This window comes from Acidiferrimicrobium sp. IK, assembly GCF_025499425.1.
In the GTDB taxonomy this organism is placed as follows: domain Bacteria; phylum Actinomycetota; class Acidimicrobiia; order Acidimicrobiales; family Palsa-688; genus Acidiferrimicrobium.
In genome coordinates, this window is record NZ_JAIMCB010000001.1 from 564,634 (window position 1) to 589,679 (window position 25,046).

The window sequence follows — 25,046 nt, forward strand, 5'->3', positions numbered from 1 at the left end:
CGCTACGGGATGACCGTTCCCCTCGACGATGTGCCTCTGACCGAGCAGGGCGAGGTGGCCCGGGCCCTCGCCGGTGCCGGTTACACCGACCTGTGGTCGTCGGAAGCGATGGGGGCGGACTGCTTCGTGCCCCTGGCGGTGGCCGCCGCGTCGGAGCCGACTCTGCGTCTCGGCACTGCGATCGCCCCGGTGTACACCCGGGGGCCAGCCTGCCTGGCCCAGAGCGCCGCCACGCTGGCTGCCACCGCCCCGGGTCGGTTCGTCCTGGGTGTGGGTTCCTCGTCGCAGTTGATCGTGCAGGGCTGGAACGACAAGGTCTTCGACCGGCCCTACCATCGGACCCGGGACGTCGTGCGGTTCCTGCGCAAGGCCTTTGCCGGCGAGCGCGTCGACGAGGCCTTCGACACCTTCGAGGTGCGCGGCTTCCGCCTCGGGATCAAGGCCGACCCGGCCCCGCCGGTGCTGGTCGCGGCTCTGCGCAGCGGGATGCTGGCGATGGCCGGGCGCGAAGCCGACGGGGCCATCATCAACTGGCTCTCGGCCGCCGACGTCGCGACGGTGGCCCCTATCGTCCACGCTGCTGGCCCGGGCAAGGAGATCGTGGCCCGCATCCTGGTGATGCCCACCGCCGACGCGGATGCGGCGCGGGCCGCAGGCCGGCGCCTGATCGCCACCTACCTCAACGTGCCGGTCTACGCCGAGTTCCACCGTTGGCTCGGCCGCGATGATGACCTGGCGCCGATGTGGAAGCTGTGGGCCGAGGGCAACCGCCGCGAGGCGGCTGCCGCGGTACCTGATCACGTCGTCGACGAGCTGATCCTCCACGGGCCACCCGAAGCGTGCCAGGAACAGGTCCTGGCCTACGTCGAACAGGGGGTGACCACTCCGGTGCTGTCGATCCTTCCGACGGGCGACGACCCGCGCCAGGTGGCAGTCGCGCTGGCCCCGGCGTGACCGCCGAGCCGGTCGGGGTCGATGCGGCCCGGGTGGGGGAGTGGTTCGCCGCGCACGTCCCGCAGTGTCGCCCGCCCCTGCGCTACCGCCTGATCGCCGGCGGTCACTCCAACTTGACCTTCGAGGTCGCCGACGCGGCCGGGGCTCGCTGGGTGCTGCGCCGCCCACCCCTCGGCCACGTGCTGCCCACCGCGCACGACATGGAGCGCGAGCACCGGATCCTGGCTGCGATGCACGGCACCGACGTGCCGGTGCCAGCCACCGTGGCGCTGTGCACGGACCGGGGCGTCAACGGAGCGCCCTTCTACGTGATGGCCATGGTCGATGGTGAGGTCCTCCGCGACAGCGCCGCCGCCGAGCGGGCCTTGGACCCCGACGGGAGGCGGGCTCTGGGGCTGCGGCTGGCGGACACGCTGGCGGCCATCCACTCCGTCGTCCCCGCCGACGTCGGCCTGGGCGATCTGGGCCGGCCGGAGGGTTACATCACCCGCCAGCTCAAACGCTGGAAGGGCCAGCTCGATGACAGCCGCACCCGGCCGCTCGAGCAACTGGATGCCCTCCACCAGGTGCTGGCCGAGCGCATCCCGGAGCAGCGGTTCACCGGTCTGGTCCACGGCGACTTCCGCCTCGACAACTGTATGGTCGGTGCCGACGCACGCGTGCGGGCGGTGCTCGACTGGGAGCTGTGCACGCAGGGCGACACGCTGGCCGACCTCGGGATGCTGATGGTCTATTGGTCCTCGCCGTCGGACGATCTGGTCCCACTCGAGGATCCGCCGACGCTGGCTGAAGGGTTCCCCAGCCGAGACGAGATGCTTGAGCGCTACGCGGCCACCAGAGGCATCGAGCTGTGCGACATCGACTACTACGTGGCGTTCAGCTACTGGCGCCTCGCCTGCATCACCGAGGGCGTCTACGCCCGGTATCTGAACGGCGACATGGGGGACCGCGTCGACGAGGCCAAGCCGTTCGAGCAGCGGGTCCTCGACCTGGCCACCGCGGCGGCGCGGATCACCGGCTCCTGGTAGCGGGGCTCCCCGTCCCGCGCCCTCCAGCGCCGCTCCGCCCATAAAATCAAACAAACACTTGACGGATACCTCCCCTCACCGATACCCTGCCAAACAAGCGTTAGATCCAACGCTCGTCTCAGGGGGATGAAGTGAAGCCAACGTCGATTGCCCGTGCCACCGTCGCACGCCGTGGGGCCCGTCGAAGCGGGACCGCCGTGGTTGCCGCGGGCATGCTCCTGGCGACTGCTGCCTGCGGCAGCTCGTCGTCGAATGCGTCGAGCAGCACCACAGCGGCGTCCGCCGGCTCGGGCACCACTGCCGCGTCGGCTGCCGCGCCGACAGGGAGCCCGATCAAGATCATGTCCTTCGGGCAGTTCCAGGCCACTAACCTGTCTTATCCCGAGGGCCAGACGTCCATCGACGCCGCCGCAAAGTCCATCAACGCCGCGGGCGGCATCAACGGCCACCCGCTGCAGGTCGAGGCGTGCAACGACCAGGGTGATCCCAACATCGCCGCCCAGTGCGCCCGCAAGGCGGTGAGCGACAACGACGTCGCCGTCCTCGGCTCCTACAGCCAGAACGCCGCGCAGGTCCTCCCGATCCTCCAGGCCGCGAACATCGCATACGTCGGAGCCACGGCGCAGTCGGTCGTCGACACCACCTCGCCAGTCTCGTTCCCGCTGGAGGGGCTCAACCAGGTTGTCTTCGGCGGGGTCGGCTACGGGGCCACGCTGGTCGGCTGCAAGCAGGCCGGCATCCTCATCGAGAACTACGGCACCACCACTCCGCTGGCCATCCAGTCGATCACCGCCGGCATCGAGCTCGGGGGCGGCAAGATCGTCAAGGTCGAGAACACCGGCACCAACCTGCCGGACTACTCGCCGGCCATCAGCGCCATCGAGTCCGCCGGCGGCAAGTGCGTGGCCACGATCATGCCCCCCGACCAGATCGCCGAGGTGTTCCAGGCCATGCGCCAGAGTGCCAACCCGAGCATCACGATGATCAACGCCCAGGACACCTTCTCGACCCAGCTCCTCCAGCAGCTCGGGTCGACGGCCAACGGGATGATCCTCTCATCGTCGACCTACCCTCCGACCTACACGACGCTGCCCGAGGTGCCCAAGCTCCTCGCCGCCATCAAGAAGTACGAGCCCGGCGCAGCCATCTCGCAGTTCTCAATCCAGGGTTGGGCCTCGGTGCTCCTGGTGCAGGACGTGCTCAAGGGCCTCTCCGGCACGATCGACGCGGCCTCGGTCCTCCACGGCTTCGAGAACCTGACCAACGCCTCGACCAACGGGCTCTATCCGCCGCTGACCACGACCAGCGCCGGCCCGGTGTCCGGGGCGCCGCGCATCTTCCTCACCAAAGTCCTGGTGCTCAAGTACCAAAATGGCAACGAGACGCCGGTGTCCAACGGGTTCGTCAACGTGATCAAGGGCTCCTGACGCCACCATGCACCAGGTCTTCCAGTACGCCGTGCTCGGCGTCGGCTCCGGGGCGCTCCTCGGCTTGCTCGCCACCGGGCTGGTCGTGGTCCACCGCGGGTCGGGGGTCGTCAACTTCGCCCACGGCGCCGTGGCCATGTTCGGCACGTTCGTCTTCTGGGACCTCGACACCAACCTCGGCATTCCGTACTGGCTGGCCGTGGCCTGCGGGGTCGCCGTGTCGGCGCTGCTGGGACTCCTGGTGCAGCAGGGCATTCTGCGATGGCTGAAAGACGCCGCCCCGGTCACCCGCCTCATCGCCACCCTCGGGGCGCTCACCATCCTGGAGCAGGCCGCCTCCCACAAATGGGCGAGCGGCACCGAGATCGTTACGTCAGCTTTCCCCCACCGGGCCCTCAAGTTCCTTGGGGCATCGATCGGTGAGGACAAGGTCATCGTGCTCGGGATCTCCATCGCCCTCGTCGCCGTCCTCGGAGCGGTCTACCGCTTCACCCGCTTCGGGCGGGCGACGACCGCCGTGCGCGAGAACCGCCGGGCCGCGGCTGCGCTCGGGTACTCGCCGGACGTCATCGCCTCGCTCAACTGGATGATCGGCAGCGCACTGGCCGGGTTCGCCGGGATCTTGTTGGCACCATTCACCGGCCTCTCGGTGACCGCCTACACCCTGCTCATCCTGCCGGCGCTCGCCGGCGCGGTGCTCGGCAACCTGATGTCGTTCCCGCTGGCTCTCCTCGGGGGGCTGGTGGTCGGGATCGTGCAGTCCGAGTTCCTCGGCTACGTGACCACGCCGGGCTGGTCCCAGACCGTGCCCTTCCTGCTGGTCGTGGTCGTCCTCATCATCCGGGGCGGCAATCGGGGGACGCGGACATCTTCGGGGGAGCGGGCGGTCCGCCTCGGCAGCGGTCGTATCCGGCCCGGGCTGGTTGCAGTCCTGCTGGTGCTGGCCATCGTGCTGGTGCAGTTCGCGCTGTCGGCCAGCTGGCGCGACGCCGTAACGACGTCGACCATCGGTGCGGTCATCGTCCTGTCGTTCGTGCCCCTGACTGGCTACTCCGGCCAGTTGTCTTTGGCTCAGTTTGCCTTCGCCGGCTGGGGTGCGTGGGTGGCGGGGCGCCTTGTGGCGACCACCGGCATGCCGTTCCTGGCTGCCCTGATCATCGCCGTGCTGGCGGCGGTGCCGCTCGGCCTGCTGCTCGGACTGGTCTGCCTGCGAACCCGAGGCGTCTACCTGGCCATCGCCACCCTCGGGCTGGCCGTGGCCCTCGAGCAGCTCCTGTTCCTCAACGCCAACTTCACCGGTGGCACCACCGGTACCACGGTCGGCAAGCCGCATCTCTTCGGGCTGGACATCAACTCGGTGACCCACGCCAACCGATACGGCATCTTCTGCCTGGTGCTGCTGGCGCTGGCCTCCATCGTCGTGGTGAACCTGCGTCGCGGCAGGAGCGGCCGGCGCCTCCTGGCCGCCAGGGCCAACGACCGGGCGGCGGCCTCGCTTGGGGTGAGGACCGCCGGAGGCCGGCTGTTCGCCTTCGGCTTGTCGAGCGCCATCGCAGCGATGGGCGGGGTGCTGCTGGCGTTCCGGGACCCGACCATCACCTACTCCGGTTACAGCACACTGGCCTCAATCGAGCTCGTCGCCCAAGCGGTCGTGGGCGGCGTCGGGTGGATTGGTGGCGCGGTCGCCGGCGGTCTCGGCCAGATCGGCGGCGTACTCTCGACTGCTTTGGGGCACGCCGGCCAGAACGTGTCGGACTACCTGCCGCTGATCCTGGCCGCGCTCCTGGTCGTCACCGTCCTGCAGTCCGCAGACGGCGTGGCCGCGCTCATCGATGGTCAGCTCCGATCTGCCGGGCGGCTGCTCGGTGTGCCGGGCAGGCGCTACCCCTCGTCTGCCCGGCACACCGCCATGGCGCCGGTGACGGGCCAGCACCGGGTCCGCCCGGCGACGCTCACGACCGAGGGCCTCGCGGTCCGCTTCGGGGGCGTGGTCGCGTTGGACGGCCTGTCGCTGACGGTCCGGTCGGGGGAGGTTGTCGGTGTCATCGGCCCCAACGGCGCAGGCAAGACGACCTTCATCGATGCCTTGACCGGCTTCGTCCGGATAAGCGGCGGGCGGGTCCGCTTCGACGAGGTAGACGTCACCGGTGCGGCTCCTGCGACCCTGGCCCAGCGGGGCCTGACCCGCTCCTTCCAGTCGTTGGAACTCTTCGGCGACATGACGGTGCTCGAAAACCTGCGGGTGGCCAGCGAGCCCCGTGACTCCCTGGCCTACCTGACTGACCTGGTCCGCCCGACGATGCCGCCGCTGTCACCTGCCGCTCGGGCGGCGATCACCGAGTTCGACCTCGCCGCGTTGCTCGACCGGAAGCCGTCCGAGCTGTCATATGGGCAGCGCCGGCTGGTCGGCATAGCCCGGGCCGTCGCGACTGAGCCGAGCATCCTCTGCCTCGACGAGCCCGCCGCAGGGCTCGATGACCGGGAGACCGAGGAGCTGTCACGGCTGATCCGACGACTGGTCGACGACTGGGGCATAGGCATTGTCCTGGTGGAGCACCACGTCGAGATGGTGATGAACGTCTGTGATCACATCCACGTGCTCAACTTCGGCAAGGAGATCGCCCACGGGGCGCCGGCGGACGTGCGCCGGAACGACGCCGTAATTTCGGCCTATCTCGGGGCCGACCCGAGCATCGCTCCAGCAACCCCGGACCCAGTGCACACGGCAAACCGAGGTGAGGGCTCGTGACGACGCTGCTCGAAGCCCGCCGGCTCGACGCTGGCTACGACGCGATGGCCGTGGTCCACGGGCTGGACCTGGTCGTGGAGGAGGGCGAGATCGTGGTCCTCCTCGGGGCCAACGGCGCCGGCAAGACGACCACGCTGCTGACCCTCGCCGGTGATCTCCCGCTGATCGGCGGCGAGGTGCTCTTCGACGGTCGACCTGCGCCGCGAAGCCTCCACGCCCGGGCTCGCCGAGGCCTACGGTTCATCACCGAGGAGCGCTCCGTGTTGATGTCGCTGTCGGTCGCCGACAACCTCCGCCTGGCCCACCGGGATTTCGAACCCTGTTTGGAGCTGTTCCCCGAGTTGCGCCCGCTGCTCGACCGGAAGGCCGGCTTGCTCTCGGGCGGCGAACAGCAGATCCTCACGCTTGCTCGTGCCGTGGTTGGTCACGGGCGGCTGCTGCTCGCCGACGAACTCTCGCTCGGTCTGGCACCCCTGGTGGTCCAGCGCCTGCTGTCCGCCGTCCGCGCTGCCGCCGACCGGGGGATGGGCGTTCTCCTTGTCGAGCAGCAAGCCCGCCTGGCTCTGGGCATTGCCGATCGCGGGTATGTCCTGCGGCAGGGCGAGCTCATGCTTGCCGGTCCGGCGGACGAACTGCGCGCGGACATGGCGCGAATCGAGTCCTCGTACCTCTCTGCGGTCCTCTGACCCCCCTAGCGAAAGAATCAGCACATGGTTTTCGACGTACTCTCCAGCGTGGTCCCGACTCCGGAAGCCTTCGGGTACGCCGAGATGACCCTCGCCCGCCTTCGGGGCTACCAGCAGCACTTCGGCTCTCCCCGCGACAAGATCCCGCTCGCAGGCGACAGCGCTACCCAGCAGCGGGTGATGGAGGAAAGCTACCAGCGCGGCGTCGGCATGTGCCCCGACGAGGAGCGGTTCATGGCGATGCTCGACGACGGTGACGTGGCCACGGCCGTGATCTATACCGAGATGTACGAAACATCCCTCGGAGTGAAGTCTGGGTCCAACGACGACGTGGCCAAGTACGTGGCCCGCCATCCCGATCGGTTGCTCGGGCTAGGAGGCGTCGACCCGTGGAAGGACGACGCGGTCGACGAGGTGCACCGCCTGGCCAACGATCTCGGCCTCCGAGGTGTGGTTGTTTCCCCGTTCAAGCAGAAGCTGCTGCCGGCCGAGGCGCGCATGGCCCGAGTCTTCTCGGCGTGCGAGAAGCTCGGCATCCCGGTCTTTCTGCACTCCGGTATCAACTGGTGGGTCGACACCACCTACGAGATCGGGCACCCCCGTCACCTCGACGAGCTGGCATCGTCGTTCCCCGATTTGAAGATCGTCTGCCTCCACGCTGGCTGGCCATGGGTGAGCGACATGGTGATGGTCGCTTGGCGCCACGCCAACGTCTACCTGGACATCTCCGCTCACCGCCCGTCCCACATGCCGAAGGACGAGTCCGGCTGGGGCCCGCTCCTCTACTGGGGAGACCGGGTTCTGTCCGACCGGATCGTGTTCGGGTCGACATGGACACTCATGAGTAGCACGCCGGCCGAGCTCGCCGGAGAGGTCCGGGCCTTGCCGCTCAAGGACGCCACGATCGACAAATGGTTGTCAGGCAACGCTCGACGCCTCTTCGGAATGGAGTAGCCCAGAACGGTCTTTTCGATTATTCCTGCTCGCCTCCCCGCCGGCGCCGTCAGTCCCTGCAGCCGAGCAGGTCGAGGACGTTGCGCATGTTCTGCTCGAACACGACCTTCCCGGGCCGCAGCACCGGGGGGAGCATCCCGAAGACCTCGGTGGACACGGTGCCGAGCAGGAGGTGCCAGGCCATCAGGCAGGCGGAGAGCGCCGCGGGCCCCAGGTCGTGGTCCATCTCGGCGCCCCACTCGAGCAGCTGCCCCCGCATCTCGTCGCTCAGGCGGCGGTCGAGACCCGACGGGTCGAGCTGCCCGGACCCGATGCCCTCCAACATGATGCGGAACAGGGCGTCGTGCCCCCGGCTCATCTCGACTTTGATCCTCGGCGCCACCGGCTCGTAGTCGTCGCAGCTCGCGCCGAAGAGCAGGGTGTAGGCGGTCGGGTCGTTGATGGCCCACTCCCGGTGCGCCCGGGCGGCCCGCAGCCAGCGCTCCCCGGCCCGGCAGCCCTCGGCGCGGGCCGCGGCGTCGGTGGCCTCCAAGCTGTCGGCCAGCGACGCGTAGCCGTCGGTGATCAGCGCGCCGAGGAGGGCCTCGACGCTAGAGAAGTACCGGTACAGGGCCGAGGAGGTCACGCCCATCTGCCGGGCGATGGCCCGCAGCGACATGGCCCGGGGGCCGACTTGGGCCAGCTGCGCCCAGGCCAGCTGCTTGATCTCCGCCACCGTCTCCGCCCGGAGCCGGTCACGCCGGCTTGTCGTCAGATCACCCACCACCAAAGTCCTATCACGGCCCGACCGAATCTTCGCGGCACCGCTCTCCTCCAAGATCAGAGAGAACTTTGTACGCAGTGCTCTTGACAGAGAGCAGTGCTTCCGTCAGAGTTTGGGGGGTCAGCCGTCCTCGTCGGCTGCGGGAGGGGTTCACATGTTCAACGCCATCGGCCGTCTCGTCACCGCCCGCCGCAAGGCCATCCTGTGGGCCGCCCTCGGCCTGGTCGTCGTCTCCGCCGTCTTGGGCATCCACGCCCCCGGCGCCCTCAAGTCCGGGGGGTTCACCTCGTCCTCGGCCCCGTCGCAGGTGGCGCAGGACCGGCTGCGGGCCGACTTCGGGGGATCCACCAACCTGATCCTGGTGGTCACCGCCCGGTCGGGGTCGGTCGACACTCCGGCGGTGACCGCCGCCGGCGACGCCCTGACCGCCCGCCTGGCCGCGACGCCCGACGTCAGCGCGGTCACCTCCTACTGGCCCACCCGGCCGCCTGCCCTGCGCTCCGACAGCGGGACCCAGGCAATCGTCGCGGCCCGGGTCGCGGGCAGCGACAGCGAGGTCACGACCAGGACCAAGGCGCTGGTCGAGCGGCTGTCGAACACCGGGCCCGGAGGCCCGATCGAGGTCGTCGCCGGCGGCGACGCGCCGACCGGCGTGGCGATCAACAGCCAGATCAACGCCGACCTGGCCAAGGCCGAGAGCATCGCCATCCCCGTCACCCTGGTGTTGCTGATCGCCGCCTACGGCAGCGTGGTCGCCGCCTTGCTGCCGGTGGCGATCGGGGTCCTGGCCATCTTCGCCACGCTCGCCGTGCTGTACCTGCTGAGCCTGGTCACCGACGTCAGCATCTACTCCCTCAACTTGACGACCGCCCTCAGCCTGGGTCTCGGCGTCGACTACTCGCTGCTAATGGTCGGCCGCTACCGCGAGGAACTCGCCGCCGGCCGGGACCCGCGCAGCGCGGTGCGGCGAAGCGTGGCGACCGCCGGCCGCACGATCGTCTTCTCGGCGGGCGCGGTGGCGGCGGCCCTGGCCGCGCTGATCGTGTTCCCCGTCTACTTCCTCCGGTCCTTCGCGTACGCCGGGATAAGCGTGGTAGCCGTCGCCGCGCTCGCCGCGCTGGTGGTGCTGCCGGCCATCCTCCTCTCCCTCGGGACCCGGGTGAACGCGCTGCGGGTGCCGTGGGGACGTCACGCCGGCGTGGCCAGCGGGCAGGAGTCCCGGTTCTGGCGGCGGGTGGCCGCCGCTGTGATGCGCCGCCCGCTCGCCGCCGGCTTGCCGGTCGTCGCCGCGCTGGTCGTTTTGATGGTCCCGTTCTTCGGTGTCCACTTCGGCACGCCAGACGACCGGGTGCTGCCGTCGTCGTCGGCCGCCCACCAGGCCGGCAACGCCCTTCGGGGTCACTTCCCGGCGGACGCCGCCGACACCATCGACGTGGTGACCGCCGCGCCGCTCGGCGCGCCGTCGGCCAGCGAGTACGCCCGGGCCATCTCCCTGGTGCCCGGCGTGGTCGCCGTCGATGGGCCCGGGGGACGCTTCGCCGGCGGCGCTCAGGTCGCCCCCGCCACCCCGGTCGACGCCCGCTACCAGGCCGCGGCGGGGACCTGGCTGTCCGCGGTCATCGCCCCTGACCCGCTGAGCGGCGCCGCCGCCCAGGTCGTACACCAGGTGCGGGCGGTGCCGGTCCCGGGCCACACCACCACCGCCGCGGTCGGCGGGCAGGCGGCGTCTCTTCTCGACCAAAAGCACGACCTCGGCGGCCGGCTGCCACTGGCCATCGCGTTGATCGTCGCCACCACCCTGATCGTGTTGTGGCTGTTCACCGGCAGCGTGGTGTTGCCGCTCAAGGCTCTGGCCCTCAACGCGCTCAGCCTGACGGCGGTCTTCGGGGCGGTGGTGTGGGTTTTCCAAGACGGGCACCTCTCCGGTCTGCTCGACTTCACGCCGACCCCGACGAGCACCACGATGCCGATCCTGCTGTTTTGCATCGCCTTCGGGCTGTCCATGGACTACGAGGTGTTCATGCTCTCGAGGATCAAGGAGATCCACGACGAGGGCCGCTCCAACGAGGAGGCGGTCGTCGCTGGGCTGGCCCGCACCGGTGGGATCGTCTCCACCGCCGCCGCGCTGCTGGCGGTCACCTTCGTGGCCTTCGGACTCTCGAAGGTCAGCTTCATCCAGCTGTTCGGCCTGGGCACCGCGCTGGCCATCGTGGTCGACGCCACCTTGGTGCGCGGGGTTCTGGTGCCGGCGTTCATGCGCCTGGCCGGCGACGCCAACTGGTGGTCGCCGGGGCTGCTGCGCCGCCTCCACGACCGTGTCGGCGTCAACGAGGCGCCGGGCGCGGACCCGGCGCCGGCCGTGCTGGCGGAGGTCGGGGCGTGAGGTGCGTCGCGTCCGTCCCGGAGTCCCTGGCCGCCGAGCTGGCCTTGTCCCGCGGCCAGCAGCGGGAGTGGCGCCGCCGGGAGCGGCGCCTCCTCGCCGAGCACGCCGCGTCGATGCTCGGCGTGCTCGGCGACTTGGTGGGGGCGTCGTCCCCGGTCACCGGGCTGACCGTCGCCGGCGCCCCGGTCGGGACGGTGGCGGTCACGGTGCCGGGCTGGCGCCTGTCGCTGGCAGGGGTGGCCCCCGGCCCGGCCAGGGCCCTGGAGGTTGCCGGGGTCGGGCTGGCCTTGTCGGGCGCCGGCCGGTACGGGCCGCGGTGGTGGATCGCGCTGCGGGGCGGCGCCGAGCCGGTGGTGGTGCTGGCCAGCCACCTGTGCTTGGTCCGCGTCGGGGGCGGCCCCGGCCGGGGGTCTCGTCCGGGGTCCCAGCCGTCGCTGACGCTTCCCGGCTGACCGGCCGCCGGCCGCCCCGGTAGTCGTTGACATCCCGGGCCGACGGGCTTAGCGTCGAGAACCCTCAGGCTCCCATCCGCGCCATTGCGGGAGGGGCCATCGGACCCCGGAGGTCCCGTTGGGTGAGGCGGCGACGTTCGGGGCGACGAGCAGCTACGACGCCGAGCGCGGCGTCTGCGTCGTCGCGGTCCGCGGTGAGCTAGACGCGGCGACCGCGGACCGCTTGAAGGCCGAGGTGATCCGCTCCGCCCAGGCTCACGGCTCCCCGGTGGTCCTCGACGCCCGCGGGGTGAAGTTCATCGACGCGGCCGGGGTCGGCGCGCTGGTCGGCGCCTCGACGGTGGCCCGCAAGCTCGGATGTCCGCTGACGGTTCGCAATCCGAGCCCCCCGGTCCTCCGCCTCCTCCGCCTGGCCGGCCTGGAGCGGAGCCTCCTACCGGACGGTGACGGGGACAACCGGCAGGGAAACAGCCAGTAGGGAGCCAACCCGCGGGGAGACAACCGGCAGTTTTCCCGGAAGCTCCGTTATGCAGGCCATCTCCGGGTAAGGACCCCCGGCACGGCGAGGAACGGATGCTGACATGCCCGGATCACAGAACCGGCACCAGATCAGTCTCCCGTGCGAGGCGGCATCCGTTCGGATGGCCCGAAGATTCGTGGCTGTCCACCTGCACGAGTGGGTGGACGGTGTCTCCGCGGAGGACACCATCGACGACGCGTTGCTCGTCGCCAGCGAGCTGGTCGGCAACGCGGTGCGCCACTGCACCGGCCGGATCGGTTTGTGCGTCGAGCGCCTGGCGGAGGAGGTCGAGATCTCCGTGTCCGACGACAGCACCAAACTCCCGGCCGCGACCGACGCCGTCCCCACCTCCGAGTCCGGGAGGGGGCTCACGATCGTCGGCGCGCTCTGCTCGGCGTGGGGGGTCCGCCCGGTCGCCGGGCACGGCAAGGCGGTGTGGGGGAGGGTGCCGACCGTCGTCGCCCGCTCCGCTTGAGCGCCGGGACGCGAAAGACCCCCGGCCGAAGGCCGGGGGTCTTTTTTTGGGGGGATCCTGCGGTGAGGGTTAGGCGGTGGCGGTCACCGGGGAGCGGTGGGCGCCGACCAGGATCTCCTTCTCCGGAGCGGTGCGGCGGGCGTGGAACAGGCCCAGACCCGAGAGGATCAGCATGAACCCGGCGCCGAGGAAGGCGGCCAGTGCGGCCCAGCCGGCGATCGAGCCCATCGTGCCGAATGCGTAGGCCTCGAGCAGCAGCCCACGGAGGGTCGTTCCCTGGAAGACCGTGGTCTCAGTGGCCTGGAGGGACTTCTGCTGGGCGCTACCGGCAGGAGCGGCCAGCGCAGCCGACGACACCTTGGCGTACACGCCGTTGTAGGGCATCTTGCTCAGGTGAACGGCGATGTAGTGGTCGGCGTAAGCCTCGGCCTGCGCCCCGGTCAGCATCTGCTGGCCGGCGTAGGGGGCCATGGCGGCCTGGTCGGAAGCGGGCAGCTCCTTGAAGCTGGCGCTGGTGGTTGCCGGGAAGAAGATCTGCTGGGCTGCCAGCTGGTTGTGCACCTGGTTGCCGATGTAGTTGTGACCCCAGGTGAGCAGCCCGCCGGCCACGGCCAGCACGGCTACGATCAGTAGTCCCACGCTTCCCAAAAGCGAGTCGAAAGTCCTGCGGCGCATCGTTGGTCTCCTGTCTGAGTTGTTCTGACACGATGATCGACCCTGCAGGGGCGGCCGCCATAGGGACCAAAGTCCGCGCTGGCGCGGGATTAGACCCTCCGGCGGGTCAGAGCAGCTTTTGCATGAGCGCCACGTCCAGCCACCGGGCGAACTTCCGCCCGACCTGGCGTTCCACGCCCACCAGCTCGAAGCCGCACGCCCGGTGAAGGGCGATCGATGCCTCGTGGCCGTCGACGATGCGGGCCATGACCGAATGGAACCCGTGGGCCTCGGCCAGCACCAGCAGCTCGCTGAGCAGCAGCCTGCCGACCCCGGCGGTCCGGTTGGTGCGGTCGACGTACACCGAGTCCTCGACGGTCATCCGGTAGGCCGGCCGGGGTCGGTACGGGGTGAGCGACGCGAAGCCCCGTACGGTGTCGGCTTCGTCTACCGCCACGATCGCAGGGTGGGCGCCGGAGTGCTCGTCGAGCCACTGCAGCTGGTCTTCGATCGTGCGGGGGACCATGTCGAAGGTCACCGTGGAGCCGACCACCTCCGCGTTGTAGATGGTCCGGATGGCCTCGGCGTCGTCGCGTGCAGCCAGCCTCGTCTTCATTTCCCGATGGTACGCGAGGGCCGGGTGGGTGCCGGGGCTCCGGACCGGGTACGATGTTCCGGCTATCGACCTCCCGGGGTTGGTCGCGCCCCTTTAGCTCAGTCGGCAGAGCACAGCCATGGTAAGGCTGGTGTCGTCGGTTCGATTCCGACAAGGGGCTCGGCGGCGTAGCTCAGTTGGTCAGAGCACTCGGCTCATAATCGAGTTGTCGTCGGTTCAAGTCCGACCGCCGCTACCAGGCTCGCCGGGCAGCACCAGAGAAGAGGATCTTGCAGTGGCAAAAAACGAGAAGAGGGTGAAGGTCACGCTGGCCTGCGACGTCTGCAAGCGGCGCAACTACATCACCATGAAAAACAAGACCAACGACCGCGAGCGGATCGAGATGAAGAAGTACTGCCGCTGGGAGCGGCAGCACACCCTTCACAAAGAGACCCGCTAGCCCCTGGTGCCCGCCCCGGTCAGCTCCGACGTGGTGGCGGCAGCCCGCAAGGGCGATCGCTCCGCCATGGACGTGCTGGTGCGCGCCACGTATGCGGACACCTACACGCTCGCGTACCGGCTGACCGGCAACGAGGACGACGCCCGTGACGTCACGCAGGACGCTTACCTGCGGGCGTGGCGGGGCATGCGCCGGTTCCGGGGGGACGCCCAGTTCTCGACCTGGATGTACCGGATCACCGCGAACTGCGCGGCCAGCGCCTTGGAGCGCCGGTCGCGCACCCGCACCGACGTGCTGGCCGACGACGGCCCCTATCCCGACGTCCGCGTCGACAGCGACCCCGAGAGCCTGGCGGCCAGCGCCGGCGAGCGGGTCGTGCTCGCCCGGGCGGTAGCTGCGCTGCCCGTCCGGCTCCGCCAGGTGCTGGTCCTCCACGACGTCTACGACCTGCCGCACAAGGCGATCGCCGAACGGCTGAGCATCAGCGAAGCGGCCGCCAAGGTCCGCCTTCACCGGGCCCGGCGGCGCCTCCACGACGACCTGACCGCGGCGGGCACCGCCGACGCCCACGGCTGGGGGCGCCCCCAGGAGGTGGAGCGTGCGTCGTGACCGGCGGACGGGCCGCCGCCAGCACTGCGGGCCGACCGATCACTGCGTCACCGCCGCGTCGTGGATCCCGGCGCTGGCCGGCGACGACGCCGCCGACGCTCCCGGCCCGATCCGGGCCCACGTTTCGGGCTGCCTGCGCTGCCAGGCCGAGGCCGCCCGTTACCGGCGGATGGTCCGTGAGCTGCGCGCCCTCCAAGTCCAGCGCCTGGTGCCCCCCGAGGAGGCGCTGACCCACACCCTCAGGGCCCTACGGGACCTGGAGCCGGCCCGCCGGCCGGTGGCGTACGTCGGCGGGGTGGTCGCCACCGCCGCCGGGGCGGCCGCCGGGGTCGGCATGCTGGTGTGGCGCAGCCGGCGCCGGGCGCTGGCCGGCTGACCTCCGGGCGCCCTCACGAGGCGGTCACCATCTCCAAGTCGACGCCGAGTCGCTGGTAGGTCGCCTGTGCGCGGGCGTCGCGACTCGCCAGCGAAGCGTCGTTGTCCCTCGCTGCCAGCGCGACCCAGGCGTCGTGCGCGGCCCCCCCGACGATGTCCATCTCGGCGAACATCCGCACCGCGCCGGCCCACGATGCCTGGGCTACAGCGATCGGCGGCGCGAAGTTGGACTCCAGTACCCGCACTGCGTCGTACGGAGCGAGACGTGCTTTGCCGGGCCAGCGGGTGAGCACGGAGTAGGCCTCGATCCACGCGTGGCCGCTGACGCACAGGTCCCTGCCCGCCCTCCAACGGGTCACCGCGTTGTGGGCTTCGTGGGTGCGGACCACGAGCGGGATCACGACGCTCGTGTCGACACTGACCAGGCGATCAGCGTCGACCGGCATCGATCAGGGAGAACATTTCGTCGTCGGTGATCACGATGCCCGGGTCGGAGACGAGTCGCCCCTGTTCTTCCACGATCGAGGCGGTGCGACCATGAGGTGTCAGGGTCAGAGCGCTTCCATACACCGACACGTCGAGTGCGGTGCCCGCGGTGAGGCCTAGGGCATCGCGCACTGCCTTTGGCACGACGATTCGGCCCGCAGCGTCGATCGTGGTCTGTATGGCATCAAGCTACCATTGCGATGCCATCCCGGGCCGGGTGGTGGGGTCACTCGGTGCCTTTGGCGTCGGACCACCGCCGGATCACTGCGATGTCGGCCAGGAACCGCACCGGAGTGCCCGCCGCCCAGCGGTGCACCGCCTCGTCGAGGCTGCGGGCCACCAAGTCTGCGGTCGCCTCGCCGTGCGCTTCGGGAGTGTGGACCAACAGCTCGTCGTGCAGGCACAACACGATGCGGGCGCCGAGGCCGACGCTGCGGGCCCGGACGGTGACCGCCCACATCTTGAACAGCTCGGCGGCGGCTCCTTGGATCACGGCGTTGCGCCCGTAGCGGCCCCTCGCCGCCACCGCCCCCGGCGCCTCGGGCGCCGCGGCCGGTACGGGAGCGTCCGGTCCCATCCGCACCAGCCGCCCGCCGTAGGTGCGCAGGTCGTGGCCTGCCTCTGCGCTCCTGGCGGCCGCCGTCAGGTAGCCCATGGCCACCGGGTAGGCGACGTCGAGGCGGCGCAGGGCTTGCGCCCCCCGACCGGTGGTCTGCCCGTACATCGCGCCGAGGACCGCCACCTTGGCGGTGGCCCGGTCCACGCCGAGCTGCGCCGCGACCGGGGCGTACAGGTCGTCTTGGCGCGCCGCGTCCGCGAGGGCCGCGTCGCCGGAGACCACCGCCAGGACCCGCGGCTCGATCTGGCCCAGGTCGGCCCGGACGAACACGTGCCCGGCCTCGGCGGCGACCGCCGGGCGCAGGTCGGCGGGCATGCTGTGCAGGCCGGCGGTGGCGGTCATGCGGCCGGCGGCGCCGTCAGCACCCGACCACGCCCCTCGCAGCCGGCCGTCGTCGCCCAGGTGCTCGTCCAGCCAGCCGTACCCGTAGGTGGTGGCGATCCTCTCCGCCTTCCGCCACGCCAGGAGGGCGCCGACCACGGGGTGGCGGTCTTGCACCTCGCGCAGACGCCACGCTCTGGTGTCGGCGACTTCGATCCCGAGCCGGCCGAGCAGCACCTTGACCTGCCCGTTGCTGCGGAGGTCGACCTCGATGCCGGGCGCCACGTGGCGCAGGACCTCGGCGTCGCGCTCCGCGCGCCGGGCCGCCGCTTCGGCGTCGTCGCGGGGGCGGGCCCCGACGAAACCGGCGATTATCCCCTCGGCGACGGCCCGGTCGACGGGCAGGCCTTCGGCGGTCAGCTCCGCGCAGAGCAGCTCCGCGGCGGACTCCGACCGGGCGGTGGCGGGCGCCATCGGCCGCTCCGGGATGGCATCCACCCCCGCCGCTTGGATGCCGGCCAGATCGAAGGCGAGGGCCGCCCACCGCCGCAGGCGCTGCGGGGTCTCCCGCCAGCCGCCCGCCGCCCACTCCGCCCTCAGGTGGCCGTCGGGGCGGACCGGGTCCTCGGCGTCGGCCCCCTCGTCTTCGAAGGAGCTCCACAGGTCGGCGGGCTTGGTGGAGGGGATAGAGTCGGGGTCCAGCCCGTGCCCGGCGGCCCACATCCGAGCCGGTTCGGCTCGCCACCCGCCGGCGAGGAGCCGGTGAACCGCCACCAGGTCCCACGACCTGGCCACCCGGACCCCAGCTCGCACCAGGACCAAGGCGGTCTCCGCCGACCACATCACCCACCGAGGTTGGAGCTCTTCTTCGACCGCGGCGACCTGCGCCCACGGCTCCGCGCCGGCGAGAGCCCAGGACCCGCCGGCGGTCGCCGCCCCGACACCGACGCCCGCCTCGAGGGCCAACCCGACCAGGTCGCCTGGCCCGACGCCGGCGCCGCGCAGCGCGTCGAGCAGGCGGGGGGATTCCACCCGCCCACCCTGCCACCTTCACGCTCAGGCGCCGGCCAGCTCCGCGAGGTGCGCCAGCGAGTTGGTCAGGTGCTCGGCCGGGAACGGCGGGAAACCGATGTGGTCGCGCACTACGGCGGGAACCGCCGACCAGTCGTAGGACAAGGTCACCTCGGTGGCGTCGGGGCCGGCGGCGGTCAGGTCGTAGCGCCACACCCACCCGCCGTAGCGCACGTCGCCGTCGTCGGTGTCTTGGCCCGGCTCCCACGACACGGCGCGGGGCGGGTCGAACACCTGCACCCGGTTGGCCATCCGGTAGTGCCCGTCCCCCCGGTTGGCGTTGGGGAAATACATGGCCATCCGGAACACCTGTCCCGGCGCGCTCAGCGGCTGGCCGTCGAGTGACTCGCGGACCCATCCGGTGCCGTCGATCGCGGCGTGGGTGGTCGGGTCGGCGAGGACGGCGAAGATCTTCTCCGCCGGGGCGTTGATGATCCTGCTCGCGGTGAGGGTTTCGTCGGCCATGGTGCTGTCCTCCGGTTCGCTGTTTGCGGTGCTGGTTGTGACGCCGCCGCCGGCAGCGACTCATCGCGTCGGGGTGCGGGGAGGTCGGGGCAGCCCCGCCAGACACCAACCGAGCGAGCGAAGCGAGTCGAGGGCGGTAGCGAGGCGGCCGGAGGCCGCCTCGGGCCTTGCCCGGCCGGAGCCGCCCCGTGCTTCCCGGCCGCAGCCGCCTGGTGCCGGGCCCGGTCGCCCCCGCCGGCTAGCGGCCCTCCGGGCGGACCAGCCCGATCTGGTAGGCGAACACGACGGCCTGCACCCGGTCGCGCAGCCCGAGCTTGGCCAGGATCCGCCCGAGATGGGTCTTGACCGTCGCCTCCGCGACGAACAGCCGGGCCGCGATCTCCTGGTTGGACAGGCCGGACGCGACCTCGACGAGGATCTCCCGCTCCCGGTCGGTGAGCGCCGACAGGGCGTCCGCGGCGCGCCCCGGCGGGGCGCTGCGCAGGTCGGGGAGGCGGTCCGCGAACGCGTCGAGCAGTCTGCGGGTGACGCTCGGCGCCACCACCGCGTCGCCCGACGCGACCGCCCGGATGGCCCCGGCCAGCTCCGCCGGCGGGACGTCTTTGAGCAGGAAGCCGCTGGCTCCGTACCGCAGGGCGGTGAACGCGTACTCGTCCAGGTCGAACGTCGTGAGGATCAGCACCTTCGACGCGGAATGATCCTCGACGATGCGCCGGGTGGCCTCGATGCCGTCCATTACCGGCATGCGCACGTCCATGAGCACCACGTCGGGCCGCAGGCGGGCGGTCTCGTCGAGCGCGGCGCGCCCGTCGGCCGCCTCGCCGACTATGACCAGGTCAGGCTGCTCCTCGAGGACCATGCGCAGCCCGCTGCGCAAAAGCGCCTGGTCGTCGACGAGGAGCACCCGCAGCGGCGCCGCCGGCGGGCCGCCCGCGCGGTCGGGGATGCTCACCGGGCGATGCTCAGATCGGCTCGCACCTGCCATCCCTCCTCCGGCCCCGGACCGGCGTGGACGTGCCCGTGATACAACGCCAGGCGCTCCCGCATCCCGGCGATCCCGTGTCCCGGCGCCGCGTTCGGTGTCCCGGCGACCGGCCGGCCGTCGTCGCGCACCTCCACGTGCAGCCGGGGACGGTCGAACGACAGCGTCACCTCGACCCGGGTCGGCCCGCCGGCGTGCTTGAGGGTGTTGGTCGTCGCCTCCTGCACCACGCGGTACACCGCCAGCTCGGCGCCGCTCGGGATCGGGAACGGTTCCCCCTCCACCCGCAGCCCGGCCCGCAACCCCGTCGCTTCCAGCGTGCGCAGCAGTTCGGGGAGCTCCGCGATCCCGGGCTGGGGCGCGAACCCGGCGTCCTCCCGGTCGTCGCGGAGGACCCCGAGGAGCCGGCGGGTCTCGCTGAGCGCCTGGCGGCCGATCTCCGACACGTTGCGGATGGCGGCGTCGGCCCGCTCCGGTTCGGTGTGCAGCTTGGCGGAGGCCGCGTCGGCCATGGTGACGATCACCGCCAGGCTGTGGGCGATGATGTCGTGCATCTCCCGTGCGATGCGGGTCCGTTCCGACGCCGCCGCGATCTTCGACTGCTGGTCGCGCTCGTACTCGAGGCGAGCGGCCCGCTCGGTCAGGTCCGCGAGGTGCGCCCGGCGGGTCCGCAGGTACGCCCCCGAGATCAACGCGGCGCCTACCAGCCCGGAGAGAAAAACGAACGAGCGGATCCACGTCCCCGCCAGCGTCCAGCGGGCGGTGGCCATGACCACGCCGATTTCGACCACCGCCGCGCCGGCCGCGGCCAGCTGCCGGCTGCGCTCGGTGGACACCGTGAACAGCGCGACGAGCAGCGCCACGTCGGCTACCAGCGCCTCGCTGACGAACCACTGCACCAACGCGACGAGGGCGATCACCGCGAACACCGCGACCGGCCGGCGCCGGCGCCAGCCGAGCGGAACCACCAGGGCGAAGTCGCAGATCCAGCTGGCCGGGGTGTGGCTGGTGTGCGACAGCAGCCACGGGAGGCTGGCGACGGCCAGCCCGGCCGCGATCAGGCCGTCGGCGACATAGGGGCGGTCCCGGTCGAAGGCGACCGCCCACTCCCACCAGGCGAGCACCGTGGCGGACAGCCCGCTGTGCTTGTCAGGCGCCTCGGAGAAATCGGCCGGGTGGGCTCCGGCCGGTTCCGACGCCTCGCCCGGTGCCGGGCGGGCCGGGTCCTCGGCCCGGCGCCGGGGAGTGGAGGCGAGCGTCATCGCCGCGACGGTACCGACTCGCCGCCGCCGAACTCCCGCGGGCCGCCGTGTCATACCTGAGTCGTACACCGCCTGCGACCTTGGTCGTAGGCGGGGGAGGGGCAATCATCCTGTGGCGCGCTGCCAGGGCCGCCGTGGCTCCCTACCCTAGGGGCCATGCACCCCGCCGTATCGGTAGCCCTGCTGGACCCGACCGGATTCGTGAAATCGTCGGGGTACCTCGCCATCTTCGTGCTCTCGGTGCTGCAGTCGTGCTGCATCCCGACGTCGTCGGAGCTGACTCTGGGCTTCGCCGGGGTCCTGGCGTCGCAAGGCACCCTGAGCCTGCCGGGCGTCATCGCCGCCGGCACCGCCGGCGAGCTGGTCGGGGCCTACATCGCCTGGTTCGTCGGGCGGGCCGGTGGGCGCCCGTTCGTGGAGCGCTACGGCAAGTACGTGCTGGTCACCGGCCGGGACCTCGACCGGGCCGAAGCCTGGTTCGAGCGGCGCGGCCAGTGGGGTGTGCTCGTGAGCCGGCTCCTGCCGGTCATCCGCAACTTCGTGGCCCTGCCCGCCGGTATCGCCGAGGTGCCCCTGGTGCGCTTCGGGTTGATGACCGCGGTCGGCAGCCTTATCTGGGATGGCGCGATGGCCATCATCGGCTACGAGGTCGGCGGCAGCTACAAGTCGGTGATGAAGGGGTTCAGTGACGCCGGCTATGTCCTCGGGGTGCTCGTCGTCGCCGCGCTGGCGTTCGTGATCTGGCACCGGTGGCGTTCGTACAAGGCGCACACCACCGGCGCCGGCGTCGCCGGTTCCCGCGGCATCGGGGCCCACAGCATCGGCGCCCGCGCCGCTGAGACCCGCGCTGCTGAGACCCGCACCGCCGAGCCGCAGCCCGTTCGGGCCGCCCCGGCGCCGGTCAGGAAGCGCCCCCGGTGAGCACCGGGCGCCACGCGCGGCCGAGCCCTCTGACCACGCCCGGCGCGCTGCGAGTCCCGCAGATCACCGCCATCTTCTGGCTGATCAAGCTGCTGTCCACCGCGATGGGCGAATCCACCTCCGACTACCTGGTGCACGCCATGCCCCCCGTCGCGGCGGTGCTGCTCGGTTTCGTCGCTTTCCTCGCCGCCCTCGGCGTGCAGTTCCGCCAAGGCCGCTACGTGGCGTGGTCCTACTGGCTGGCGGTCGCGATGGTCGGCGTCTTTGGGACCATGGCAGCCGACGTGCTCCACGTCGGCTTCGGGGTCCCTTACACCGTCTCGACGGTGTTCTACGCGGTGGTCCTCGTCGCGGTGTTCGTCGCTTGGAAGCGAACGGAAGGGACGCTGTCGATCCACTCGATCGACACCCCCCGCCGGGAGGCGTTCTACTGGGCCACGGTCGTCGCGACCTTCGCCATGGGCACCGCGCTCGGCGACTTCTCGGCTTATACGTTGCACCTCGGCTACTTCCCCTCCGCGGTGGTGTTCCTGGCGGTCATCGCCATCCCCGCGGTCGGGTTCCGGTGGCTGCGCTGGAGCGCGGTGCTGTCCTTCTGGTTCGCGTACGTCGTCACCCGCCCGCTCGGGGCGTCGCTCGCCGACGGGCTCGGCAAGCCCAAGTCCACGAGCGGCCTCGGTCTGGGCAACGGCGCGGTGGCCGGGGTCCTCTGCTTGCTGATCGTCATCGCCGTCGGGTACCTGGCCGTCACCGGCGCCGACGTGCAAGACCCCCAGCCGCAGGCCCACCTGCAGGCCGAGCGGGTCCGGTCCCGCCGGGGCTGACCCCGCTCGATCACAGGTCGAGGACCGGGCGGGGCACCCGGCTGGTGCCGACCTCACCGCCGCCCGGTCGGTGGAAGGTGAGGGTGGCGTTGACCGATCCGGTCGTGAAGTAGCCGCCGTGGAGGCGGCCGTGGTGCTTGGGGCAGAGCGCCACTCCGTTGCCGACGTCGGTGTGGCCACCGGTCTCCCAGGGGACGAGGTGGTGGATGTCGACGCGGGTGCGCTCGCATCCGGGCCACCGGCAGCGCCCGTCGTCTCGAACGATCACCGCCCTGCGCTGCCCGCTGCTCCACACCCGCTGCCTGCGCCCGAGCGCGAGTGGCACGCCTCCGGGGCTCTCGACGTGGGTGACGTGGGAGCAGTCGCACACGACCCGGGCCATCTCCTCGGGTGGCACGGCCTGACCGCCGAGCAGGCTGCATCGTCCGTCGCGGACCACGAAGTGCACCAGGTGACGGTCGGCGCCGCTGGCGAACTCGCCCAGCCCGCAGCGCACCAGGTCCATCAACGCGTCTGCCCGCAGCGCGAACCACGCCTCGTGCTCACGGCCCTCGGGACGCGAGTCTTCACGTGAATACTCCCGGCCGCCGCCGCCGCCGCCGCCGCCGCCGCCGCCCGCGCCGCCCGCGCCGCCGCTGCCGGCCGCACCGCCGCCGGCTGCCGATTCTTCACGTGAATACTCGGCGGTCTGGGCGGGGTCAGCGCCGCCCCGGGCCGGGTCCGGCGGAGGACCTCCGTACGGGCTGTGCTCGACGTGACCGGCGCGCTCCATCAACACGCGCAGCACCGCCTCGAGCTCGGCGGCCTCGACCTCGGTGAGGATCGCCTCGAGCCTGACCATACCCTCCCCTAGCCGGCGCACCCGCACCCCCCGGACTCGCCGGCGCGCCTCGCTCGGCCGGCGCTCCTGTGACTGGTACAACCGGTAGGAGCGCACGACGGCCTCGACGTCGGCCACCGTCCCAGCCTCGGCTACTGCCACCAGCGCCTCGTCTACCTCGACTGTCGTGTCCTCCGCCCGGGTCATGGCCCTGACTGCGCAGTACGGCACCCGTCCCTCGGCCAGCGCGCCAGCCAGCACCGGTCGGGCCCGTAGCTGGCGGGCCACCCGTACTTTGTCGAACGCGGTCGGACGGCTCATCCCCGCCCGAGCGCACAGCCAGTCGACGCACGAGAGGTGCCCTTCGGCGGCCCACCGCTCCTCGGCGTCGAAGCGGCCCAGCACCTCCAGCCAGCATGCCTCGCTGGCGTCCAACCGCCGGCGGTACTCCACCAGCCAGCCAGCGTCCGACCCCGCCCGCTGCGCCCCCGGACCGCCGAGCACCCCGTCCCCGTCCAGTCGGTCTCCTACCGGACCGTCTCCCAGCAGCCCTCCGGCGACCTCACCACCGAGAGCTTCCGCTGTTGCCACCATCACACACCCCGCTCGTCGCCGGCGGCGGGGTCGGGGAATCCCATCCCCACCGTCCGCCGCGCTCACCGTCCAAGGGGCCCGCCCGGGCCGAGTGCCACCACCCAACCTACCGACGGCGCGCGACATCCCCGCTCAGGCCGGCCGCCCGGATCCGGCCGCCCGGATCCGGCCGCCCCGGCCCGGTCCGCCCCGGCCCTGCTCGCCCGCGGCGCGGAGCTACACGCCGGCGCGGGCCGCGACCGGCTCCGTCGCCGGGTCCGGCCCGCCCACGTAACGGTCGCGAGGCAGCGCTTCGGGGTGGTGGCGTCCGACCCAGCCGATCAGCTCCTCGCGGACCAAGCAGCGCAGGTCGAACGCCGCGCTGGAGTTGCTCGCCGACACCAAGGCCCGGACCTGCACGGTCCTGTCGGTGGCGTCGGTGACCTGCAGCGTGGCGGTCTGGCCGTCCCAAAGCGGGCTGTCCGCGACGACGTCGGCCAGCTTGGCCCGCAGCTCGTCGATGGGGGCGGTGTAGTCGAGGTACAGGTACACGACGCCGAGCAGGTCAGCGGAGCTGCGAGTCCAGTTCTCGAACGGGGTGGTGGTGAAGTACGACACCGGCAGCACCAGCCGGCGGCGGTCCCAGCAGCGCAGCACCACGTAGGAGAGAGTGATCTCCTCCACCCATCCGTAGTCGCCGTTGACCACCAGCACGTCATCGAGGCGGATCGGCTCGGTGAACGCCAGCTGGATGCCGGCGATCAAGTTCCCGAGGACCGGGCGCGCAGCGGTGCCCGCGACCAGCCCGGCTATGCCGGCCGAGGCCAGGAGGCTGGTGCCCACCACCCGGATCGAGTGGAAGGTGAGCAGGCTGGCGGCGATGGCGATGATCGCGACCACCGCGACAGTCACCCGGCGCAGCACCAGGATCTGGGTTCTGAGCTTGCGGGCCCGCAGGTTGTCGGTGACGCTGACGTCGTAGCGGCTAAAGCTGCTGTCCTCCAACGCCAGGATCAGCTCGACGACGAGCCACCCGAACGACCCGATCTGGCCGACTGCGAGCACGTGAGAGGCGGTAGCGCTCCAAGACACCCTCGGCGCCGCGGCCGACCAGGCGCTGGCGGCGGCGACGGCCACCGCCACCATCCGCGCCGCTCCCTTCGCCCGGCGGGCGAGAGCACCGGCCGTCGACAGTCGTGGCGCGGCGCGACGCAGGGCGAAGAAAACCGCGGCGTGCACCAGGAGGGCAAAGACGATGCTGCCGCCGGCGACGGTCGCGAAGTGAAGGACGTCGGAGCGGGTCACGACATCGCGTGCTACCCACCTAGACGGCCAGACGAACGTGACAGGCCTCTTCAACCCGTTCGCAGCGTGGGCCGAGCGGGCGCGCCGACGCCCGATCCCGACCGGGAGAACCGGCCCAGGATCGGGCATCGCCGGCGCTCTAGCGACCAGCCCCGTCCGGCTACATCCCGGAGGCCGTCACGATCGGCTTGTTGAGCCGGACGTTGCCGGTGGAGCCGTAGAAGGTGGCGTCACCGAAGTTGAATACGCCGCCGTCGGAGGCGACGAGCCAGTAGCCCTTTCCATCCGACGTCGCGGCCATGCCGACGATGGG

General features: G+C 71.3%; 26 protein-coding genes and 2 tRNA genes. 17 read left to right on the forward strand and 11 right to left on the reverse strand.

Features of this window, described 5'->3' with window-relative positions; all coding sequences use genetic code 11:
- Positions 1 to 9: 9 nt before the first annotated feature.
- The 6 genes from K6U06_RS02765 (at position 10) to K6U06_RS02790 (ending at position 7,798) form a co-directional block, all read left to right on the forward strand.
- Positions 10 to 954 (forward strand): LLM class F420-dependent oxidoreductase, encoded by a 945-nt coding sequence (locus K6U06_RS02765; RefSeq protein ID WP_410050972.1) that lies wholly within the window; start codon positions 10 to 12, stop codon positions 952 to 954.
- Positions 951 to 1,982, forward strand: coding sequence for a phosphotransferase family protein (locus K6U06_RS02770; RefSeq protein ID WP_262320360.1), 1,032 nt, complete (start codon positions 951 to 953; stop codon positions 1,980 to 1,982). The genes K6U06_RS02765 and K6U06_RS02770 overlap by 4 nt, the downstream gene beginning before the upstream one ends.
- Before the next feature lie 197 nt (positions 1,983 to 2,179).
- The gene (locus K6U06_RS02775) at positions 2,180 to 3,409 is read left to right on the forward strand and encodes an ABC transporter substrate-binding protein (RefSeq protein ID WP_262320361.1); all 1,230 of its coding nucleotides are present in this window, start codon (positions 2,180 to 2,182) and stop codon (positions 3,407 to 3,409) included.
- Between the two features lie 7 nt (positions 3,410 to 3,416).
- Positions 3,417 to 6,158: a branched-chain amino acid ABC transporter permease/ATP-binding protein gene (locus tag K6U06_RS02780; RefSeq protein WP_262320362.1), complete on the forward strand. Its 2,742-nt coding sequence runs from the start codon at positions 3,417 to 3,419 to the stop codon at positions 6,156 to 6,158.
- A gap of 44 nt (positions 6,159 to 6,202) precedes the next feature.
- A complete protein-coding gene (locus K6U06_RS02785; protein WP_410050973.1) occupies positions 6,203 to 6,844 on the forward strand; it encodes an ABC transporter ATP-binding protein in 642 nt (213 codons plus the stop codon).
- A gap of 24 nt (positions 6,845 to 6,868) precedes the next feature.
- The gene (locus tag K6U06_RS02790; RefSeq protein ID WP_262320364.1) at positions 6,869 to 7,798 is read left to right on the forward strand and encodes an amidohydrolase family protein; all 930 of its coding nucleotides are present in this window, start codon (positions 6,869 to 6,871) and stop codon (positions 7,796 to 7,798) included.
- Positions 7,799 to 7,847: 49 nt separating this feature from the next.
- Here the strand turns inward: K6U06_RS02790 and K6U06_RS02795 are convergent, their stop codons facing one another.
- Positions 7,848 to 8,561: a TetR/AcrR family transcriptional regulator gene (locus K6U06_RS02795; protein WP_262320365.1), complete on the reverse strand. Its 714-nt coding sequence runs from the start codon at positions 8,559 to 8,561 to the stop codon at positions 7,848 to 7,850.
- A gap of 154 nt (positions 8,562 to 8,715) precedes the next feature.
- Between K6U06_RS02795 and K6U06_RS02800 the strand changes: the two genes are divergently transcribed.
- The 4 genes from K6U06_RS02800 to K6U06_RS02815 all read left to right on the forward strand — a co-directional run bounded on the left by K6U06_RS02800 (position 8,716) and on the right by K6U06_RS02815 (position 12,391).
- On the forward strand, positions 8,716 to 10,944 hold the full coding sequence (locus K6U06_RS02800; protein ID WP_262320366.1) for an MMPL family transporter: 2,229 nt from the start codon (positions 8,716 to 8,718) through the stop codon (positions 10,942 to 10,944).
- Positions 10,941 to 11,396 (forward strand): hypothetical protein, encoded by a 456-nt coding sequence (locus K6U06_RS02805; RefSeq protein ID WP_262320367.1) that lies wholly within the window; start codon positions 10,941 to 10,943, stop codon positions 11,394 to 11,396. The genes K6U06_RS02800 and K6U06_RS02805 overlap by 4 nt, the downstream gene beginning before the upstream one ends.
- Positions 11,397 to 11,514: 118 nt before the next feature.
- Positions 11,515 to 11,874 carry an STAS domain-containing protein gene (locus tag K6U06_RS02810; protein ID WP_262320368.1) on the forward strand — a complete coding sequence of 120 codons (360 nt, stop codon included), beginning with the start codon at positions 11,515 to 11,517 and terminating at the stop codon, positions 11,872 to 11,874.
- Positions 11,875 to 11,977: 103 nt separating this feature from the next.
- On the forward strand, positions 11,978 to 12,391 hold the full coding sequence (locus K6U06_RS02815; protein WP_262320369.1) for an ATP-binding protein: 414 nt from the start codon (positions 11,978 to 11,980) through the stop codon (positions 12,389 to 12,391).
- A 69-nt stretch (positions 12,392 to 12,460) separates the two neighbouring features.
- On the opposite strand, the gene K6U06_RS02820 is transcribed toward K6U06_RS02815, so the two are convergent.
- Both K6U06_RS02820 and K6U06_RS02825 read right to left on the reverse strand, forming a co-directional pair.
- On the reverse strand, positions 12,461 to 13,066 hold the full coding sequence (locus K6U06_RS02820; RefSeq protein WP_262320370.1) for a hypothetical protein: 606 nt from the start codon (positions 13,064 to 13,066) through the stop codon (positions 12,461 to 12,463).
- 106 nt (positions 13,067 to 13,172) lie between these two features.
- Positions 13,173 to 13,661, reverse strand: coding sequence for a GNAT family N-acetyltransferase (locus K6U06_RS02825; RefSeq protein ID WP_262320371.1), 489 nt, complete (start codon positions 13,659 to 13,661; stop codon positions 13,173 to 13,175).
- 87 nt (positions 13,662 to 13,748) lie between these two features.
- Between K6U06_RS02825 and K6U06_RS02830 the strand changes: the two genes are divergently transcribed.
- The 5 genes from K6U06_RS02830 to K6U06_RS02850 all read left to right on the forward strand — a co-directional run bounded on the left by K6U06_RS02830 (position 13,749) and on the right by K6U06_RS02850 (position 15,085).
- A tRNA-Thr gene (locus tag K6U06_RS02830) sits at positions 13,749 to 13,821 on the forward strand.
- A gap of 1 nt (position 13,822) precedes the next feature.
- Positions 13,823 to 13,899 (forward strand) — tRNA-Met (locus K6U06_RS02835).
- Between the two features lie 36 nt (positions 13,900 to 13,935).
- Positions 13,936 to 14,100 (forward strand): 50S ribosomal protein L33, encoded by a 165-nt coding sequence (rpmG, locus tag K6U06_RS02840; RefSeq protein ID WP_262320372.1) that lies wholly within the window; start codon positions 13,936 to 13,938, stop codon positions 14,098 to 14,100.
- 6 nt (positions 14,101 to 14,106) lie between these two features.
- A complete protein-coding gene (locus K6U06_RS02845; RefSeq protein WP_262320373.1) occupies positions 14,107 to 14,709 on the forward strand; it encodes an RNA polymerase sigma factor in 603 nt (200 codons plus the stop codon).
- Positions 14,699 to 15,085, forward strand: a complete 387-nt coding sequence (locus tag K6U06_RS02850) for a hypothetical protein (protein WP_262320374.1) — start codon at positions 14,699 to 14,701, stop codon at positions 15,083 to 15,085. The genes K6U06_RS02845 and K6U06_RS02850 overlap by 11 nt, the downstream gene beginning before the upstream one ends.
- 13 nt (positions 15,086 to 15,098) lie before the next feature.
- Here the strand turns inward: K6U06_RS02850 and K6U06_RS02855 are convergent, their stop codons facing one another.
- The 6 genes from K6U06_RS02855 to K6U06_RS02880 form a co-directional block, all read right to left on the reverse strand.
- Complete coding sequence (locus tag K6U06_RS02855) at positions 15,099 to 15,530, reverse strand: PIN domain-containing protein (RefSeq protein ID WP_262320375.1); 432 nt, start codon at positions 15,528 to 15,530, stop codon at positions 15,099 to 15,101.
- On the reverse strand, positions 15,514 to 15,750 hold the full coding sequence (locus tag K6U06_RS02860; RefSeq protein WP_316044683.1) for an AbrB/MazE/SpoVT family DNA-binding domain-containing protein: 237 nt from the start codon (positions 15,748 to 15,750) through the stop codon (positions 15,514 to 15,516). The genes K6U06_RS02855 and K6U06_RS02860 overlap by 17 nt, the downstream gene beginning before the upstream one ends.
- Positions 15,751 to 15,796: 46 nt before the next feature.
- On the reverse strand, positions 15,797 to 17,542 hold the full coding sequence (locus K6U06_RS02865) for a DNA polymerase (RefSeq protein ID WP_262320376.1): 1,746 nt from the start codon (positions 17,540 to 17,542) through the stop codon (positions 15,797 to 15,799).
- A 24-nt stretch (positions 17,543 to 17,566) separates the two neighbouring features.
- Entirely contained in the window at positions 17,567 to 18,046 is a 480-nt protein-coding gene (locus K6U06_RS02870; protein ID WP_262320377.1) for an SRPBCC family protein, read from the reverse strand.
- Between the two features lie 238 nt (positions 18,047 to 18,284).
- On the reverse strand, positions 18,285 to 18,998 hold the full coding sequence (locus K6U06_RS02875) for a response regulator (RefSeq protein WP_262320378.1): 714 nt from the start codon (positions 18,996 to 18,998) through the stop codon (positions 18,285 to 18,287).
- A complete protein-coding gene (locus K6U06_RS02880) occupies positions 18,995 to 20,290 on the reverse strand; it encodes a sensor histidine kinase (RefSeq protein ID WP_262320379.1) in 1,296 nt (431 codons plus the stop codon). Before K6U06_RS02880 ends, K6U06_RS02875 begins: the two co-directional genes overlap by 4 nt.
- A 156-nt stretch (positions 20,291 to 20,446) precedes the next feature.
- Between K6U06_RS02880 and K6U06_RS02885 the strand changes: the two genes are divergently transcribed.
- Together K6U06_RS02885 and K6U06_RS02890 are read left to right on the forward strand one after the other, a co-directional pair.
- Entirely contained in the window at positions 20,447 to 21,211 is a 765-nt protein-coding gene (locus K6U06_RS02885; protein ID WP_262320380.1) for a DedA family protein, read from the forward strand.
- Positions 21,208 to 22,035 (forward strand): hypothetical protein, encoded by an 828-nt coding sequence (locus K6U06_RS02890; protein WP_262320381.1) that lies wholly within the window; start codon positions 21,208 to 21,210, stop codon positions 22,033 to 22,035. Before K6U06_RS02885 ends, K6U06_RS02890 begins: the two co-directional genes overlap by 4 nt.
- A gap of 10 nt (positions 22,036 to 22,045) precedes the next feature.
- Here K6U06_RS02890 and K6U06_RS02895 read toward each other — a convergent pair whose 3' ends face one another.
- Together K6U06_RS02895 and K6U06_RS02900 are read right to left on the reverse strand one after the other, a co-directional pair.
- Positions 22,046 to 23,449, reverse strand: coding sequence for an HNH endonuclease (locus K6U06_RS02895; protein ID WP_262320493.1), 1,404 nt, complete (start codon positions 23,447 to 23,449; stop codon positions 22,046 to 22,048).
- Between the two features lie 216 nt (positions 23,450 to 23,665).
- Positions 23,666 to 24,733, reverse strand: a complete 1,068-nt coding sequence (locus K6U06_RS02900; protein WP_262320382.1) for a mechanosensitive ion channel family protein — start codon at positions 24,731 to 24,733, stop codon at positions 23,666 to 23,668.
- Positions 24,734 to 25,046 lie beyond the last annotated feature (313 nt).